This is a genomic window from Polyangiaceae bacterium, from assembly GCA_015075635.1.
Classification (GTDB): Bacteria; Myxococcota_A; Polyangia; order Polyangiales; family Polyangiaceae; genus JADJKB01.
This window is the reverse complement of the sequence record JABTUA010000002.1, coordinates 2298227-2314800: the sequence shown is the minus strand read 5'-3', so window position 1 is coordinate 2314800 and position 16574 is coordinate 2298227. Positions and strand designations below refer to the sequence as shown.

Below are 16574 nucleotides of genomic sequence, written 5' to 3'. Positions count from 1 at the left end.
TTTGGGGCCCCACCCCACGCGGGCCGGCTTCGCCGGCGTTCGCCCGGCGATTTTGCGACAGGCCATCAGCAGCCACAGCCGTTGAAGGGGACCGAGGCGTCGACGTGGACGCGCTCTCCGTTGGCGACGAAGCTCGCGTGGAGACCGGAGAAGAGCTCGAGGCCGCCGTCGCCGTCGGCGTCCAGGACATCGCGGGGCGGGGTCTCGTCCTGGCCCACCGCGCGGACCACGAGCCCGGACCGGCGGGCTTCGAACAGGGCCCAGAGGCTCGCCCCGAAGTCGCCGCAACCGGCGCCGGCCGCTGCGCTCACCAGGACGAGCCTCCTGCCGCTGGCCGCCTCGCGGAACATCCGCGTCGTGGGCGTTGCACCTTCGTACTGATCCCAGGGTCCGCCGGGTCGTGGCGGCTCGGCCGGCTCCGAGTAACCCTCCTGGATGGCGATGTGATCGGGGAGCTGGCGAAAGCTCCCGAGCGCGCGGGCGGCCAGCAGCGGATCGTGCTCGTCGGGCGTGAACACGCGAGGTGCGCGGCTCTGCTCCGAGCTCGCCCAGGCCGCGCCCCGGCAGGCCGTAGGTACCGCGCGCAGGCGCGCGACCAAGAGCGCGCCGCTCTCGCCGAGCTCCCACGCCCGCGCCGGGTCCTTGTCCGCGCTCTCCCTCCACTCGAAGCCCGCTTCGAAGCCGGCTCGGCGCAGCACGCCGACGTCGTCGGCTACGACCCGGCAGAGCTCGCCCTCGTGTCCGAACAGCACGAAGGGCTCGGGCCCGAGCGGTTCGTCGAGCGCCACGCGGTAGGTGTGGATCTCCGCGTCGTCCTCCGCCGACACGAGCTCCACGGGGCCGGAGCCGACCTCGTCTCCCGCCGAGGTGTCGAGCACCACGAACGCGTGCTCCTCCGCCATGACGACGAAGTGGAGCCCGTGGGGTAGGGGGGCAGTCGCTGCTTCCGGCACGAACCCCTCGGGAGTCGAATCGGAGCCTTCGGCCGGCTCCGCCGCCTCCGGCTCGAGCTCTTCCGCCGAGTCCGTCGCCTCCGACTCCAGCGGCGCGGAACAACTCACGCACAGGGCCAAGAGAGCAGTCAGCGTGAGCAGCAGACGCGCCATGAGAGCGTGCCCATCGCAACCAGCGTGCCAGGGCGAGTAGCAGGGTCTTCCGCGCAGATCTCCGGGCGACCTGTGGCTCTGCGCCCACGGCCCGTGGGCATCGCGCCTCGAGTGGCGCAGGTTTCTCGCTGCCGCGAAGCGTGACCTGCCAGGACTCCGCCGGCCTACCCGGCTGACCATTGCTCACATCTCGCCCGCGGCGCCTGGACCCTCAGAAAACCGCCAAGTGCGGTGCCGGGCGAGCAAAGTTCGCCAAGTCCGAGATTTCTCAATTTTCGAATCTCTGAACTTGTGAGTTTCTCCCTGGCGAACTTGGCGTTCTTTCTGGCGTCTTGGCGGTTCTCTCTCGATCCGAGGCGGCACCGGCAGAGATGTGACCAATCGTGAGCCCTCCGGAGACCTCCAAGGGTCGTCGCGAAGCGCGTTTGCCGGCCGGCTTTCTCGGGGATTTCCCCACCCTTCCCCGAGCGCGATCGGGTCGCGGCGAGACCGCCCTGGGCGAGTCCGGTCACGCGCCGTTCCATCGGCGGACAAACTGCTCTAGTCGGTGGTCATGGTCGACACCAGCGTCAGCTTCATGAGCTCCCTGTGCATGGGCATCATCGAAGAGCAGGTCCTGATCCCCTATCCCAGCATGGCCCCGGAGCAGAAGGAGACGCTCCACGGCGTGATCGACTCGATCAAGCAGCTGCTCGGCCCTCGCAGCGACGACTTCCGCAAGTGGGATCGGGCCGGCGAAATGCCGAGCACCTTCATCGAGGAGCTCAAGCAGTTCGGCCTGTTCGGCCTCGTCATCCCCGAGGAGTACGGCGGGCTCGGGTTCAAGAGCGCAGCGTACGCCCGCACCTTGCAGGAGATCGCGAAGCACGACGCCTCGGTCGCCGTGACCATCGGAGCCCACAGCTCCATCGGCATGCGCGGCCTCCTCTTGTTCGGGACCGACGATCAAAAGCAGCGCTACCTCGCCAAGCTGGCGAGCGGCGAGATGATCGCGGCCTTCGCCTTGACCGAGGCCGGAGCAGGTTCGGACGCCGCCGCCCTGAAGACCCGCGCGGAGCGCGACGGCGACGACTGGGTCCTGAACGGCAACAAGCTCTGGATCACCAACGGCGGCATGGCGGACTTCTTCACCGTCTTCGCCCGCACCGGCGAGCTGGAAGGCAAGCCGCACATTTCGGCCTTCATCGTCACCCGTGACATGCCCGGGGTGAGCGTCGGGCCGCACGAAGACAAGATGGGCCTCAGGGCCAGCTCGACCACCACCGTCCATTTCGACAACGTCCGCGTACCGCACGCCAACCTCCTGGGCGAGGAGAACAAGGGCTTCAAGGTCGCGATGGCGATCCTGAACAACGGCCGCACGGGGCTCGGCGGCGGCGCCATCGGCGGCATGAAGAAGCTGATCGAGCTCTCCACGAAGTACGCCAACGAGCGGGTCACGTTCGGCAAGCCCATCCGCGAGTACGGGATGATCAAGCTGAAGGTCGGGCAGATGGTCGTGGACTGCTATGCGACGGAAGCCGTGGTCGACATGGTCGCGGCACTGATCGACAACGGCTACCAGGACTACGCCGTCGAAGCCGCCATCAGCAAGGTCTTCGCCAGTGAGGCGCTCTGGCGTGCGGCGGACGAAGCGCTGCAAGTAGCCGGCGGCAACGGCTACATGTGTGAGTACCCGTACGAGCGCATGATCCGCGACGCGCGCATCAACCGCATCTTCGAGGGCACCAACGAGATCTTGAGGCTGTTCATCGCGCTGACGGCCATGAACGACGTGGGCAGCCAGTTGAAGGAGCTGTCCTCGAGCGTGCGCGGTATCTTCGACGACCCGATCAAGGGCTTCGGAGTGCTGCGCCAGTACGCGCTGAAGCAGGCCAGCCTGGTCACCGGGATCCCTCGCGCGCGCAGCCGCTTCACGCTCGTCCGCCCGGAGCTCCACGAGGCGACGACCGTGTTCGAGGAGCTGACGCGGCACCTTGCGGCGGCGGTGGACCGCATCCTGCGCAAGCACGGCCGCAACATCATCGGCAAGCAGCTCGCGTCGCGCCGGCTCGCGAACATCATGATCGACCTGTTCGTGCTGGCGTGCGTGATCGCGCGGGTCAACGCCTCACTCGAGGCGCTCGGCCCGGAGAAGGCGGCCAAGGAGATCGACCTCCTCAAGGTGTTCGCCGGGCAGGTTCAGCGCCGGGTGAAGCACGCCTTCGGCCTGATCGACATCAACGACGACGAGCTGATCAAGGGGCTGGCCGATCACGCGTTCGAGGCGGAGAAATTCAGCTGGGACAACGTGTGAGCGCATGTGAGAAAATGGGGCCTTTCGGCCGTGTTTGGCGCGCTGGGGCCCGCCGGAAGGCTCGATCGGGCCGAAGACCGGCTGGCGCTGGACCGAGCGGGCTCCCGCACGTACTCTTGCGGAGCCCATGGCCGCACCCCAGAACCCGAGCTCCAAGGCTGCTGACGCATCGCTCGACGCGATCCCGATGAAGAAGTCCAACCCGATGGTCCTGTTCGGGATCATCGGCGCGGTGCTCCTGGTTGGGGGCGTGATCGTCTTCAAGTCGATCGGAGACAAGCCGAAGAAGACCGCCGCGGTGGCTGCGAGCACCGACGATCCGCTGGCCGGAATGTCCGTCGAGGAGCGCAAGCGTCACATCGAGATCACGCGCAAGAGCCTCGAGGTCGTCGCGGCCAAGCAGGCCGAGGAAGACGCCAAGAAGAAGGCCGCGGAGGAAGCCAAGAAGGCTGAAGAGGAAGCCAAGCCGAGCGGCGGTGGCGGGCCCGCGCCCGCTGCGGGCGGCGGCGGTGATCCGACCCCCGTCGCGGCCAAGGCGCCGTCGGACGACCCGCCCAAGAAGAAGGCGCCGACGGTGGCGGAGAAGAAGAAGATGGACGACCTCGACAAGCTCGGGTCGGACATCAGCGGCAAGCTGGGCAAGTAGCCTGCGGCCTCCAGGCATCAGCTGCGGGGTGCGGCCAGCAGCGCTCGGTGTCCGGGCCGCGTGGCCGGACGGGGATTTCGCGACTTTCGACGCAAGGTCTCCGTGGCACGGGGTCTGCAAGATGAGCGGTCATGCGTCTCGGCCTCGTCATCCTCGGAGCGATGCTCGCCATGGGGGTCTCGACCAACGCCTCGGCTGAGCGTCGGGTTTCGCCGAGCTGGGCGGCGCCCGCCCTGGAGGTGACGTTGCTCGACGGCTGGCGCACGCGTGGCACGGAGCTCGATCTCGGCCGAACCAGCGGCACCACGACCCGGGAGGCCCCGGAGCCCGGCGAGGAGCTGAGCTTGGCGGTGGAACGAATGTGGTCGCAGGTGCGTGCCTACCGCCGCCGGGGCGGGGCAGAGCTGATCGTGCGCGGCAGGTTCTGAGTAGTTGCCCATCGGCGTGGCGCCGGCCCCGCTCGCGTGAATGCCTCTCGGGCAACTACGCGAGCGAAGCGAGCCCGCGAGGAGCGCAGCGAGTCGCGTCGGGGGTCCGGGGGCTCGCCCCCGGCGGAGGACTACGGTGGGGGTGGGCGGGCGGGACATCCAAGCAGAGGCAAATTCCGCGCGGGACCGCCCGGGGACGCGCGCTACCATGACGCCTCGTGCCACGACCGCACCCCACCCCGGGATCGCACGCCGAGGCCCAGCGCCCGTCGTCGCGCCCGCTCTCGGCGCGCGCGCAGAAGCTGTCCGCCCAGTTTCGCGTGCGGCGCTTCGCGGGCCCGAGCGCCCACGTCGGGGCGCTTTCGCACCTGCGCATCGCACACCTGACCGACCTGCACGTCGGGCGCGTCACCTCCGAGGCCGTGCAGGAGACGGCGGTCGAGCTCACCAACCGCGAGCATCCCGACGTCGTCGTCATCACCGGCGACTTCGTGTGTCACAGCCAGCTCTACCTGGACCAGCTGTCGTGGTTGATCTCGAGCTTCGACGCGCCCGTGGTGTGCGTGCTCGGCAACCATGACTACTGGGCTGGCGCGGCCGAGGTGAGACACGCGCTTTCGCGCGGCGGCGCCGAGGTGCTCTCGAACCAGCACACCACGCTCACGTTCCGGGGCCAGCGCTTGCAGATCGTCGGGCTCGACGACGCCTACACGGGTCACGCTTCGTACGACGACGCGGTGCGGGGACTCTCGCCCGGCCTCCCGACGATCGGGCTCTCGCACATCGCGGAGGAGGCGGACGCGCTCTGGGCCCACGGGGTTCCGCTCGTGCTCTCGGGTCACACTCACGCGGGTCAGGTGACGCTCGCTCGGCTGCACGAGCTGGCCATCGGTCGGCTCGCGGGACACCGCTACGTGCACGGCCTGTACGGCGCGCGGAACGGCGCGGGCTCGTTTCCGGGCGCGGTCTACGTGGGGGCCGGCGTCGGCGCCTCGGTGATGCCCTTGCGGATCGGGGAACGCGGACGGCGCGAGCTCACCATCTTCGAGCTGGGACACGAGCCGGGGAGCTTCGAGGAGCCGCTCGACGAGCAAGCCCCCGGCCCCGGTCGCGCCCCTTCACCCAAGAAGCGCTACCAACGCGCCGCCGCGGTGGTCCACAAGGAGCACCAGCGCCAGAAGCGAGCTCGGGCTCAGGTCGCGAAGCCGTAGGCCTCGGCGCGTTCGAGCTTCGGCAGGTGCTCCTTGGCCAGGAGGATCGTCCGCACCGACCAGAGCTCGTCGAAGATGCGATAGCGCGCCGTCTGATCCAGGTAGTCGACGCCGCTCGAGCCGCCGGTGCCGACGCGGCGCCCGATGATGCGCTCGACCATGCGCGCGTGTCGCGAGCGGAACAAGACCAGCTGCTCCTCGAGCTCCACCACGGAGTCGATGAGCAGGCGCGGCCAGGCCAGAAGCGGCAGCTCGCGGTAGCTCTCGATGAACAGCACGCCGGCGCGGACGCGCATGATCCGGCCCCGCTCGGCGGCCGGGGCGTCTTCGGCGAACAAGAAGCGCTTGGCGGCGGCTTCACCTTCGCGCATGCGCTGCTCGATCGCCGCGGCGTCGCCCCCGAGCGCCGCCTTCAGGTTCTCCGTCTTCTGCTGGTTCGAGCGCTGGAGCGCGGCGAAGTAGTCCGAGACGAAGCGCTGGACCGCCGCGGCGTCGGCGGGGTCGTTCGGGCTCGAGCCCTGGAGCGGTGTTCGGTACAGCCACTCGTGCATCGCCGCGCGCAGGCTGAGCTCGCTCCGCGCCTTCTCGATGCGGCTCCAGGCGAGCTTCCCCCCCGGCGACGTCGCGGACAGGGCGCGGATGTGCTCGAGGGGATCGGCGCCCGCGTAGGCGATGCGCTCCTTGTCGTCGAGGCCGAGCAAGATCTCGAGCTCTCGGAGCTGGAAGGACTGGAAGCCGCTGGCCGGGATCAGCTTGTCGCGGAAGGCCAGGAAATCCTGCGGCGTGAGCGTCTCCATCACGCGAAACTGATCGACCGCGAGCTTCATGATCTCGGTGACCCGTCGCAGGTGGTGCACCACGTAAGGGACCTCGTCCTCCGGCACCCGCGGCGCCGCCAGGTGGTCGCGGGCGTCGCGCAGCTCGCGCAGCACCAGCTTGAACCAGAGCTCGTAGGCCTGGTGCACGATGATGAAGTGCAGCTCGTCGGGCATGAGCGCGCTCTCGTCGCCCTCGACCCCGCCTTGCAGGTCGAGCAGGCGATCGAGCTTCAGGTAGTCCCAGTAGGTCGGCCCCATGGGTGGGGAGAATATGAGCATTTCCCACCAGGACACACCTCGCGACTGGCGCGACCCGATTCCCGGCGTCCGCCGGCCTCGCCGGTGCTCTCGGTGGGGCTTCGCCCCACTCCCCGGCGTGGGGACCCCAACCCCACGCGGCCACCGCGCCGAACTGCGGCGCATTCGCGAGCCGGCACAAACGACGACGGGCGCCCCGAAGGACGCCCGCCGCTGCCCTCCCGAGGGAAGGCGCTTCTATCGACGACTCAGCCGCCGGTGCCCGGCAGGGTGGCGTTCGGGAGCCACTTGAAGCCGTCCATCAGGGCCAGGGAGTCGAGGATGGAGTCACCCACGTCGAAGATCGAGAAGCGGAGCTCCACGATCTGCCCCGGGATGACGTTGCCCGCGGTGGTGAGCCAGTAGGTGCCGCCGCCGACCACGTTGCAGCTGGTCGCTGGGGTGGCTTCGAAGCCGGTGCCGAGCAGGTCGGTCACGCCGAGGGAGCAGGACGCCGGGTTGATGTCGGTGTCCTGGCAGCCGGAGCCGGCCACGCTGACCTTGGGATCGCACACTGCGAACAGGTTGGTGCCCTTCGCGATGTTGATGCCGACCGGCCACTTCTGGTTGGTCGAGAGGTCGATGTAGGTCATCAGGTTCTTGTCGACCGGGTTCGCGATGGGCTGCGGGGTGCCGCTCGGCGTGTCCACCAGGGCCACGAACTGGTCGTTGTAACCCGTGCAGACGTACTCCGGGTACTCCGCCGAGAAGAAGTAGCTGTTGAAGGAGAACGAGCGGGCGTTGCTCGGCGCACGCAGGCGCAGCCGCAGCATGACCGAGTCGTTGGCGTTGCCGCCGCCGGGGGTGCCGCAGGCCGGCGCCTGCGGGAACTGGTTCGCGCCCTTGAGCGTGCCATTTGCGGTCGAGTACCAGTCCTTGATGCACTTGGCGCTCGTGCAGCTCGAGATGTTCACGCTGGAGCTCGGGGTGTGGCTCGTCGAGAGGCCAGCGTTCGGGCCCGGGGTGGTCTGGGTCTTGTCGGAGGCGATGCCGCTCGACAGGACGACCATGCTCTTGCCTTCGAGGCTCGTGATGTTGTCGCCGAACTTCTGGCGGATGCTGCGCGCCCGGGCGTCGCCGAGCGGCGTGCCGTCGGCGCGGAGGATCTCCGCCTCGATGAGGCCCCAGGTCTTGTCCTTCTTGTTGGCCGGGGTCTCCTCGGTGGTGCGGCAGATGCCGAGCGCCTTGCCGTAGTCCTTGGCGTCCGAGGAGTCGCTGGTCAGCGCAGCGTCGCAGTCCTGGGTGTCGGACTTGTCGAAGAGGTCCGCCAGGCCGTTGCAGTTGTCGTCGATGCCGTTGCCGACCACCTCGAGGGCGCCGGGGTTCACGAGCTGCGGGTTCGCGCCGCACACGCCGGGGACCTCGCAGCAGTCGCCCTCGTTCTTGCCGGCGAAGCCGTCACCGTCGCAGTCGGTGGTGTTGACGTCGCAGGAGCCGCAGGTGCCCTGGAGGCAGGCCTGACCGCTCGGGCAGACCGTGCCGCAGGCGCCGCAGTTGTTCTTGTCGTTCTTGACGTCCACGCAAGAGTTGCCGCACTTCGTGTAGCCCGTGCCGCAGCTGGTCGAGCACGCGCCCGCCGAGCAGACCTGGCCGCTGGGGCAAGCCGCAGCGCAGCCGCCGCAGTGGTTCGGGTTGCTCTGGATGTCCACGCACTCCGTGCCGCACTTGGTGGCGCCGCCGGTGCAGCTGACGCCGCACACGCCGACCGAGCAGACCTGGCCCGTGGGGCAGGCGGTGCCGCAGGCGCCGCAGTTGGCCGGGTCGGTGTCCGTGTCCACGCACTTGCCGCCGCAGTTCTTGGTGCCCAGGCACTGGCCGGCGCACTGGCCCTGCGAGCAGAACTCGCCGGTCGCGCAAGCGGTGCCGCAGGCGCCGCAGTTGGTGGGATCGAACTCGGTGTTGGTGCAGGTCCCGTTGCAGTCGGTGAGCGTGCCCGGGCAGCCCGCGCCGCCGCCGGTGCCGCCGCCACCGGTGTTGCCGGTGTTGCCGGTGCCGCCGGTGTTGCCGGTGTTGCCGACGCCGCCGGTGTTGCCGGTGTTGCCGACGCCGCCGCCGCCGGTGTTGCCGACGTTGCCGACACCACCTGTTGCCGAGCCGCTGCCGCCATCGCTGCCGCAGCCCGGAGCCATTGCCGCCGCGCTCAGGCCAAAGGCCGCGAGCGCAGACGTACGGAGCCATCCCATCCTAAGACTCATTGCCGTAACCTCCCGAAGAGGGTGGTGGGGTAGCCCTATGTGGGTCTTGGTGCAACCTCTGCGCCCAAAAAAGCCTTGGCGCACCGCGGCGTGCGGACGCTGGAACAGGAATTGTACCCAAAAGCCCACCTAGGAGCTGCGGTCACGGGATAGGCAGCACTTCAATCACGACCTCGCCGGCGCGGCCAGGCGACGCCCCGGTGGTCAGTCGACCGTCGCTCAACGCGAAACGCTCCGCGCTGCGCTTCGCGAGCGCCTCGCCGAGTTTCTTGTCGGCGGCGGAGACGCGGATCGGCGAACGCTGGAACACGCCGGCGACGAAGCCGAGCTCGGCCTCGACGGCGTCCGCGTCCAGCGGCGCCGGCCTGCGCACCACGAGCAGCGGCCGCGCGCCGGGCTTCGGCTTCGCCGGCGACGGCGCTGCGGCGTCCTTCGCGCGCGCGGGATCGGCGCGCACGAGCTGCGCCACCAGGCCGGGCGCGAGGGGAGAACGCTCGGGCGGGGCAACGTTGACGAGCTTCGCCTCGCGACCGAGGCGCCACATGCGGGACAGGAGCGAGTCCAAGCTCACCGCGCCGCGCCCCGAGAGCCCGAACAGCTCCGCGTTCTCCGCGAGCCCGATCGGCGCGAGCTCGCTCAGCCGACCGAGCAGCGCGATGGGCTCGGGGGCACCTTCCAGGGTGGAGATGCGCCGCGCCGAAGCGGTCGGATCCGACGTCAAGCGCTTGACCCCGTCGAGCCAGGCCGAGAGGAACTTCGACAGCTCGCCCGGGTGCTTGTCGACCAGCGCCGCCGAACAGACCAAGACGTACGGGGCGAAGCGAGTCGCCTCGGACGTGCTCAACAGAACGTCCTTCTGGTCCTTGGGCTCGAGCTCGGCGCGGGTCAGCGCGTGCGCGTGGATCTTCGCGTCCCCGCGCTCGGCAGGCCGCACCCGCGCCGGCGGCACGCCGGCCAGGTCGAGGGCGAACAGCGCGAAGGACGAGGAGGCCGGATCGCTGCCCAGCGCCAGCGTGATCTCACCCGCCGGCGGCAGCTTGTCGAGGGGCTGCTTGCCGCTCAGCACCTCGCGGCCGCGCGACCAGGCGCTGGCGTAGATCGCAACCGGGCGCAGGGCCTGGAGCTTCTGGTAGGAGCCGAGCAGGCTGGCGAGCGGCACCACGACTAGATCCGCGCCGGCCTCGTCCCCGCCGCCCCGGGCCAGCGCCGCTTGCAAGGCTTCGTCGTCCCGCGCGACCTTCACGGACACCTCGAGGCCAGCTTTGGCGGCGTCGCTGTCCTTCTTCGGCTCGAGGCCGTCGTTGGCCAAGATGATGGGGGCCAGCGTCTCCCAGGCTGCGCCGCTCACCTGGAGCGGGCGGCCGAGCCCGGCAGGCGCCGCGACCGTTGCCGCGGAGCCGCTCGGAGCCGGCGCTGTCGAGGCTGCCGCGCTGCCGCTCGCGGCTGGCGCGACGGACGCGCTCGGGGCGGGCAGCGCGACGCTGTGAGGTTTCCGGTCCCGCGTCACGAGGCTGATGCCGAGCACGCCGAACAGGCCGAGCAGGACGAAGAAGACGAGGTTCTGCCGCACGAGCTCACCAGGTGGAGGACTTGCCGCTCTTGCCGAATTTCCGGCGCTGCGGGTACTCGGGTCGGACGAGCGCCTTCAACGTGTTGATGGGCACTGCCAGGTTCAGGTTCTGCCCGACGATCGGGCCGACGATGGCCGTCGTGACGCCGATCACCTTGCCCTTCATATTGAAGAGCGGTCCGCCGGAGTTCCCGGGTGAGACCGGCGCGGTCATCTGGATCCACTGGCGCCCCATGTAGGTCCGGCGCTGGGACACCAGGCCGTCGGTGAGCGTGTGCTCGAGCCCCAGCGGGTTGCCGATGGACAGCACGCGCTCGCCAACCTCGACGCCGTCGGAGTCACCGAGCTCCACCGGATCCGTCTTGGGCGCCTGCCCTTCCTTGGGCTTTCCGAGCTCGACCCGGAGCAGCGCCAGATCTTGCCCGGCGTCCTCGACCAGGAGCTCGACGTCGTCGTAGACGGCGCCGTTGATGAACTTGACCGTCAGCGTGTCCGCCTGCGCGACGACGTGATGGTTGGTCGCGATGGTGCCGGTCCTGTCCAGCAGGAACCCCGTGCCACCGCCGTCGTTGTCGCGGATCTTGAAGCTGACCGTCACCACGGACGGTGAGAGCTTCTTGAACAGCTCGGCGGGGCCGAGCTCGCCCTTGTCTTCCTTCTTCTTCGGCGGACCCGCATCGGGCAGCGAGGAGCCCGCTGGGTCCGGCGTGGCGCTCGGCGCGGGGTCGGCGGCGCCGCTTGCGACGGACGCGGCGGCGGAGCCGCTCGGGGCCGGGGCCGCGCCGGCTGGCTCCGGCTTGGCGCCGCCGAGCAGGAATACGAGCTTGGCGGCTGCTCCGAAGCCCGAGGCTGCCAGTCGATCGCCCTCGCGCACGAGCATGGGTCGCGACAGGCCGCCGAGCGCGACCACGAACAAGACCCCGAACCCGAGCCACGACACGGCGAACACGTCGCTCGGCAAGCCCTTGGCCCGCGACAGGTCGTCGCCCTCGGGCAGCAGGCGATCGGTGAGCACGGCGGGGACCGCGATGGCGGCGACCAGCGCCACGCCGAAGCGCGCCCAGCCGTTCGGCGTGAGGCCGCCGACCAGCGCCATCAGCGAGACCAGCGTGAGCACGAAGCCGACGGCGAGCGCGAGGACCTTGACGACGCCGCGCAGGACCGCGAGCCCTCCTCCTTCTTCCGCCATGCTGGCCGCGAGCCTACCCCAACGGACGAGCCGGGCGGAAGCGCGCTCCGAGCTCCGCCACGATGCCCGGCGCGCGTCCGCGCACGGCGTGGCGGGCCGACTCGGCCCAGCGCTCCACCAGCGCCGCCTCGCCGCGTCCGAGCGCGAGGCGCGAGCGGCCCGCCAGCGCTCGCTCGACTCGGTACGCGACCACCGCGGGCGTGGTGTGCTGGCGAGAGATCCCCCGCCCGCGCATCGCCTCGAGCAGCGCGTCGAAGGCCTGGGCTTCGGGCTCGCTCCGCCAGACCAAGCGCGGGCGCTGGCGGAGGGCCGCGAGATACGCATGGCGCGCGCTCGGCTCGTCGGCCAGCACGCCGTCGAGCAGGATCTCGACGCCGATGTGGGCCACGGCGCGGGCGGCGCCGCGCCCGAGGCCCGCGCGCGAGAGCTCGTCGAAGGAGGCTCGGCAGAGCTCACGGAAGTCGGAGGCGTCGTGGAACACCTCGTCGGTGGCGTGGTGGAACGCCACCCCTTCGGCCAGCGCCGGGTCGCCGACCTCCGGCGCTCGCGCGCGGATCATCGAGGCGAAGTCCGGCAACATGGCGCCGAGCACGAAGCCCGGATCGCCGGAGCGCCAGGACGCCACGGCGGCATGACCGAAGAAGTTCACCGGGGCCAGTATACGCGAGCCGTCAGCCGGGGCGCCTGCCGCGCGCGCGCACCTCGCCGGGCGTGGCTCCGGTCCAGCGCCTGAAGGCGCGGGAGAAGTTCGCGGTGTCCGAGTAGCCCAGGCGCGCGGCGATCTCGTCGAGCGAGACGCGGGGGTCGTTCAGGAGCACGAGGGCGCGCCCCCGGCGCACGTCGTCCTGGACCCGGGAGAACGAGGTCTCTTGCTCAGCGAGGCGGCGCTTGAGCGTGCGCGTCGAGACGCCGAGGGCGCGCGCGGCGACCGGCAACGCCACGAAGCCCTCGCGCTGGAAGAGCCCGCGCAGCCGGGTCACGACCCGCGAGCCTTCGCCCAGCGCGGCCAGCTCGCGCTCGCACTGCTCGCGGGCCAGGCGGGTGGCTGCCGGATCGGCGCTCACCACCGGCAAGGCCAGGACAGCCGCGGGGATCACGATGCGGTCGACGGGCTGGCCGAAACAGAGCGCGCCCAGGGCCGGGAGCGCGCGCAGAAAGCGTGGGAAGTAGCTGGGCTCGGCGTGGCGTACGTCCACGCGCCCCTCGAGGGGACGGCCGGCGAGCCCCTCGCCGATGATGGCGATGCCCAAAAACAGCGCCGTCACGAAGAACTCGCGCAGCTCGCCCAGCGGCACGTGCTCCTCGAGGAGCACCGACACGCTGTCGCCGTCGCGATGGCTGACCAGCGAGACGGCGTCGGTGCGCGTGCGCCCGAAGCGTTCGGCGAGCTCGAGCGCCTCGCCCAGCGTGCTCGCGGTCATGGCCGCGAAGCCGACGAAGCCGTGCCACGAGACCCGCGTGGAGAGCGCCGCGTGATAGGCGAGGCCCGGCTCTCCGGTCAGGCGCTCGGCGCGACGCACCAGCGCGGTGAAGGTGGACAGCGGCACGCGCGCGTCGGGGTGGGTCAGCTCCTCGAGGGAGAGGTCGAGGGTCGCGACCACCTCCTCCGGTGGCACGTCGAAGCGCTCGCACAGCGCGACGACCTCGCGAGCGTAGCCGGCAGGAAGGCTGGACTCTGGTCGGTTCAGGGGAAGTTGACCGTGCGCGCGTCGCGCTTCTGGTAGAGCTGCCAGAACCGTTCGGCGATGTCGCTCGCTTCGAGCGTCGCCTGCCCGGAGTCGAACGCGGTTCCCTTGACCATGCCCATCACCACGACCTCGCCGACGTACACGCCCTCCTGCTCGAGGCGGGACGCGAGCAAGCCGGTCAGCTTGTGCTGCGCGGCCTTGCCGAGCGCAAGCCCGGCGGCGCCGAAGGTGTTCGCCAGCGCATCGACCTCGGGCTCGTAGTACGCGAAGCCGCCGCCGGTGACGAGCACGGCGCCCTTCGCCGCCTTCAGGCTGGGGAGGGCCTCCTGCACCGCGGCGAGCAAGCCACAAGCGTTGATCCGCAGCGCGAGCTGGAGGTCGTCCGCCGAGAGCGACAGCAAGTCGCCGCCGCCGCCGCCGTAGGCGTTGTACTGAATCGCGCTGACCGGACCGAGCGAGGAGGCCACGCTCTTCAGCATGCCCTTCACCGCCGCGGCGTCGCCGAGGTCGCAGGGGAACGCCTTGGCCGCCACGCCGGCCTCCGACAGCGCCGCTGCCGCCTTGCTCAGGCGCTCGGCGTTGCGGGCCACGACGGCCACGTTCCAACCCTCGCGGCCGAAGCGCCGGGCGACTGCGTCCGAAATTCCGGGACCGTGCCCGCAAACCACGATGGTGTGCTTCATGGGCGCGACTCTCCCAGGGTTGGCCCCAAATGACAACAGCGAGGCCCGGGCCGACCTGCACCCTTTCTCGCGAAAGCGCCAGGCTCTGGCCGACGCCGCGCGACATCCCCCGCCGTAGCCCCGACTTCGTCTTCGAGCCCGAGTCCATCCCGGCGGGCTTCTACGCGAGCGACCCGATGCTGTCGCTGGTCCCCGCCGCGCTCTCGCTGGTCTTCCCAGAGGGCGAGCGTTTCTTCGTCGAGAGCGTGGTCCGCTTCAAGGACGAGATCTCGGACCCCGAGCTCCGGCAGCGCATCGCCGACTTCGCCGCCCAGGAGGGCAAACACTCCAACGCGCACCTGGCGTTCAACGCGATGCTCCGCGCGCAGGGGCTCGAGGTGTTCCCGGAGCTCGAGCGTCAGGTGAAGTTCCTGCTCCGGCGGGGCGCGCTGACGCACTCCCCGGCCGGGCGGCTCGCCATCACCTGCGCCCTCGAGCACTTCACCGCGGTGATGGCCGAGCAGCTCCTGACCAACGCGGATCTCCGCGAGGCGTTCCACCCGGCGGTGCGCGGCCTCTGGCTGTGGCACGCGCTGGAAGAGACCGAGCACAAGTCCGTGGCCTTCGACGTCTACGAGCAGGTGGACGGCTCGTATGCGCGGCGCGCCGCCGTGATGCTGACCACTACGCTGTTCTTCGTCGGGTTCATCGCGCTCGCGCACCGGAGGCTCCGGCAGGCGCGCGGCCGGGCGCGCGATCTTGGGGCGTTCGCGCGAACCTTCGGGCATTTCTGGCTGACCCCGGGACACTTCCGCCGGCTCTTGCCCGGTTACCTCCGCTATTTCGCCCCCGGCTTTCACCCGGATGGGCGCGACGCGAGCGCGCTGGTGCGAGAGTGGCGCGAGCGTCTGTTCGGCCCCGATGGCATGCTGCGCGAGCAGGCGGCGCAGGCGGCATGAGAGAACACTTCGCCATCATCGTCGGTTCCGGCTTCGCCGGGCTCGGCATGGCCATCGCGCTCCGGCGCGCGGGCATCCGGGACTTCGTCGTGCTCGAGAAGGCCGCCGAGCTCGGCGGCACCTGGCGCGACAACACCTACCCCGGCTGCGCCTGCGACGTGCCCTCCCACGTCTATTCGTTCTCGTTCGCGCCCAACCCGCGCTGGAGCGAGACCTACGCCACGCAGGCCGAGATCCGCCGCTACATGGAGCAGGTCGCGGATCAGTTCGACGTGCGGCGCCACATCCGCTTCCGAACCGAGGCAGAGGCGGCGGAGCTCGACGTGGCGAGCGGGCGCTGGACGTTGACCACGGCAGACGGGGAGAAGCTCCGCGCTCGCATCCTGGTGGCTGGGCTCGGGCCGCTCGCCCGCTTCAGCCTGCCGGACATCCCGGGGCTCGGGAGCTTCCGCGGCAAGAAGTTCCACTCCGCCGCGTGGGATCTCTGCTTCGAGCCCGAGGGCAAGCGCATCGCCAGCATCGGCACCGGTGCGAGCGCCATCCAGTTCGTGCCGGAGCTCGCCAAGAGCGCCGCGGCGCTCCACGTCTTCCAGCGCACGCCGGCGTGGGTGCTGCCGCGCCTCGAGCGTCCCTACGGGGAGTGGGAGAAGCAGCTCTTCACCAGTGTCCCGGCCGCGCGCTTCCTGCACCGGCAGGCCATCTTCTGGCGGCTCGAGCTGTCGAGCTTGCCCTTCGCGCGCGAGCCGCGGCTCATGCGGGTCGCGGAGCGGTGGGCCATCCGCCACATGGAGAAGAGCATCCGGGATCCCGAGCTCCGGAAGAAGCTAACACCCAGCTACCGCATGGGCTGCAAGCGCATCCTGATGTCCAACACGTATTACCCCGCGCTCGGGCAGCCGAACGTCGAGGTCGTGACCTCCGGCGTCCGCGAGATCACCGAGGACGCGATCGTCGATGGCGACGGCGTCGCGCGCCCGGTGGACGCCATCGTGTTCGGCACCGGCTTCGACGTGCACGACTACCTGGGCAAGCTGAGGGTCACGACCAGCGAGGGTCGCGACCTGGGCGCGCTCTGGGCGGAGCACGGGGCGCAGGCGCACCTGGGAACCACCGTCGCCGGCTTCCCGAACCTGTTCCTCTTGGTCGGACCCAACACGGGTCTTGGACACAACTCCATCATCTTCATGATCGAGTCGCAGATCGCGCTGATCATGCGCTGCGTGAAGGAGCTCCGCGCCGCGCCGGACTGCACGCTCGAGGTCCGAGAGCAGGCGCAGCTCGCGTACAACGAGAAGATCCAACGTCGCCTGTCGCGCAGCGTGTGGCAGAGCGGCTGCCGGAGCTGGTACCTCGACGGGCACGGCCGCAATACCACGCTCTGGCCCGGGTTCTGCGCCGAATTCCGCCTGGCCACGGCGCGCTTCGAGCGCGGCGACTACCGCCTCTCGCCGGCCCGGACGCGCTGAGATTTCGCTGGGCGACTCCCGCGCGCTGTTCAATGCTTCGCGC

14 protein-coding genes are annotated in these 16574 nt (G+C 70.3%); 6 read left to right on the top strand and 8 right to left on the bottom strand.

Going from position 1 to position 16574, the window contains the following annotated elements:
- Nucleotides 1-65 precede the first annotated feature (65 nt).
- Nucleotides 66-1106, bottom strand: coding sequence for a hypothetical protein (locus HS104_26525; GenBank protein MBE7483522.1), 1041 nt, complete (start codon nucleotides 1104-1106; stop codon nucleotides 66-68).
- Nucleotides 1107-1659: 553 nt separating this feature from the next.
- On the opposite strand from HS104_26525, the gene HS104_26520 reads away from it, so the two are divergent.
- The 4 genes from HS104_26520 to HS104_26505 all read left to right on the top strand — a co-directional run bounded on the left by HS104_26520 (nucleotide 1660) and on the right by HS104_26505 (nucleotide 5687).
- Nucleotides 1660-3402: an acyl-CoA dehydrogenase family protein gene (locus HS104_26520; protein MBE7483521.1), complete on the top strand. Its 1743-nt coding sequence runs from the start codon at nucleotides 1660-1662 to the stop codon at nucleotides 3400-3402.
- A 127-nt stretch (nucleotides 3403-3529) separates the two neighbouring features.
- Nucleotides 3530-4048, top strand: a complete 519-nt coding sequence (locus tag HS104_26515; GenBank protein MBE7483520.1) for a hypothetical protein — start codon at nucleotides 3530-3532, stop codon at nucleotides 4046-4048.
- A 131-nt stretch (nucleotides 4049-4179) separates the two neighbouring features.
- Nucleotides 4180-4476 (top strand): hypothetical protein, encoded by a 297-nt coding sequence (locus HS104_26510; GenBank protein ID MBE7483519.1) that lies wholly within the window; start codon nucleotides 4180-4182, stop codon nucleotides 4474-4476.
- Nucleotides 4477-4778: 302 nt separating this feature from the next.
- Nucleotides 4779-5687 (top strand): metallophosphoesterase, encoded by a 909-nt coding sequence (locus HS104_26505; protein ID MBE7483518.1) that lies wholly within the window; start codon nucleotides 4779-4781, stop codon nucleotides 5685-5687.
- Here the strand turns inward: HS104_26505 and HS104_26500 are convergent.
- The 7 genes from HS104_26500 to HS104_26470 all read right to left on the bottom strand — a co-directional run bounded on the left by HS104_26500 (nucleotide 5669) and on the right by HS104_26470 (nucleotide 14127).
- The gene (locus tag HS104_26500; protein MBE7483517.1) at nucleotides 5669-6763 is read right to left on the bottom strand and encodes a tryptophan 2,3-dioxygenase; all 1095 of its coding nucleotides are present in this window, start codon (nucleotides 6761-6763) and stop codon (nucleotides 5669-5671) included. The genes HS104_26505 and HS104_26500 overlap by 19 nt on opposite strands.
- 248 nt (nucleotides 6764-7011) lie before the next feature.
- A complete protein-coding gene (locus HS104_26495; GenBank protein MBE7483516.1) occupies nucleotides 7012-8985 on the bottom strand; it encodes a hypothetical protein in 1974 nt (657 codons plus the stop codon).
- 154 nt (nucleotides 8986-9139) lie between these two features.
- Nucleotides 9140-10567 carry a hypothetical protein gene (locus HS104_26490; GenBank protein ID MBE7483515.1) on the bottom strand — a complete coding sequence of 476 codons (1428 nt, stop codon included), beginning with the start codon at nucleotides 10565-10567 and terminating at the stop codon, nucleotides 9140-9142.
- Nucleotides 10568-10571: 4 nt separating this feature from the next.
- Nucleotides 10572-11756 carry a trypsin-like peptidase domain-containing protein gene (locus HS104_26485; protein ID MBE7483514.1) on the bottom strand — a complete coding sequence of 395 codons (1185 nt, stop codon included), beginning with the start codon at nucleotides 11754-11756 and terminating at the stop codon, nucleotides 10572-10574.
- 13 nt (nucleotides 11757-11769) lie between these two features.
- Nucleotides 11770-12405, bottom strand: coding sequence for a hypothetical protein (locus HS104_26480; protein ID MBE7483513.1), 636 nt, complete (start codon nucleotides 12403-12405; stop codon nucleotides 11770-11772).
- 22 nt (nucleotides 12406-12427) lie between these two features.
- A complete protein-coding gene (locus HS104_26475) occupies nucleotides 12428-13372 on the bottom strand; it encodes an AraC family transcriptional regulator ligand-binding domain-containing protein (protein MBE7483512.1) in 945 nt (314 codons plus the stop codon).
- 68 nt (nucleotides 13373-13440) lie between these two features.
- Nucleotides 13441-14127: an SDR family NAD(P)-dependent oxidoreductase gene (locus HS104_26470; GenBank protein MBE7483511.1), complete on the bottom strand. Its 687-nt coding sequence runs from the start codon at nucleotides 14125-14127 to the stop codon at nucleotides 13441-13443.
- A 29-nt stretch (nucleotides 14128-14156) separates the two neighbouring features.
- Here HS104_26470 and HS104_26465 point away from each other — a divergent pair, with 29 nt between their 5' ends.
- Both HS104_26465 and HS104_26460 read left to right on the top strand, forming a co-directional pair.
- Complete coding sequence (locus HS104_26465; protein MBE7483510.1) at nucleotides 14157-15065, top strand: metal-dependent hydrolase; 909 nt, start codon at nucleotides 14157-14159, stop codon at nucleotides 15063-15065.
- Nucleotides 15062-16531, top strand: a complete 1470-nt coding sequence (locus HS104_26460) for an NAD(P)/FAD-dependent oxidoreductase (GenBank protein ID MBE7483509.1) — start codon at nucleotides 15062-15064, stop codon at nucleotides 16529-16531. The genes HS104_26465 and HS104_26460 overlap by 4 nt, the downstream gene beginning before the upstream one ends.
- Nucleotides 16532-16574: the final 43 nt, after the last annotated feature.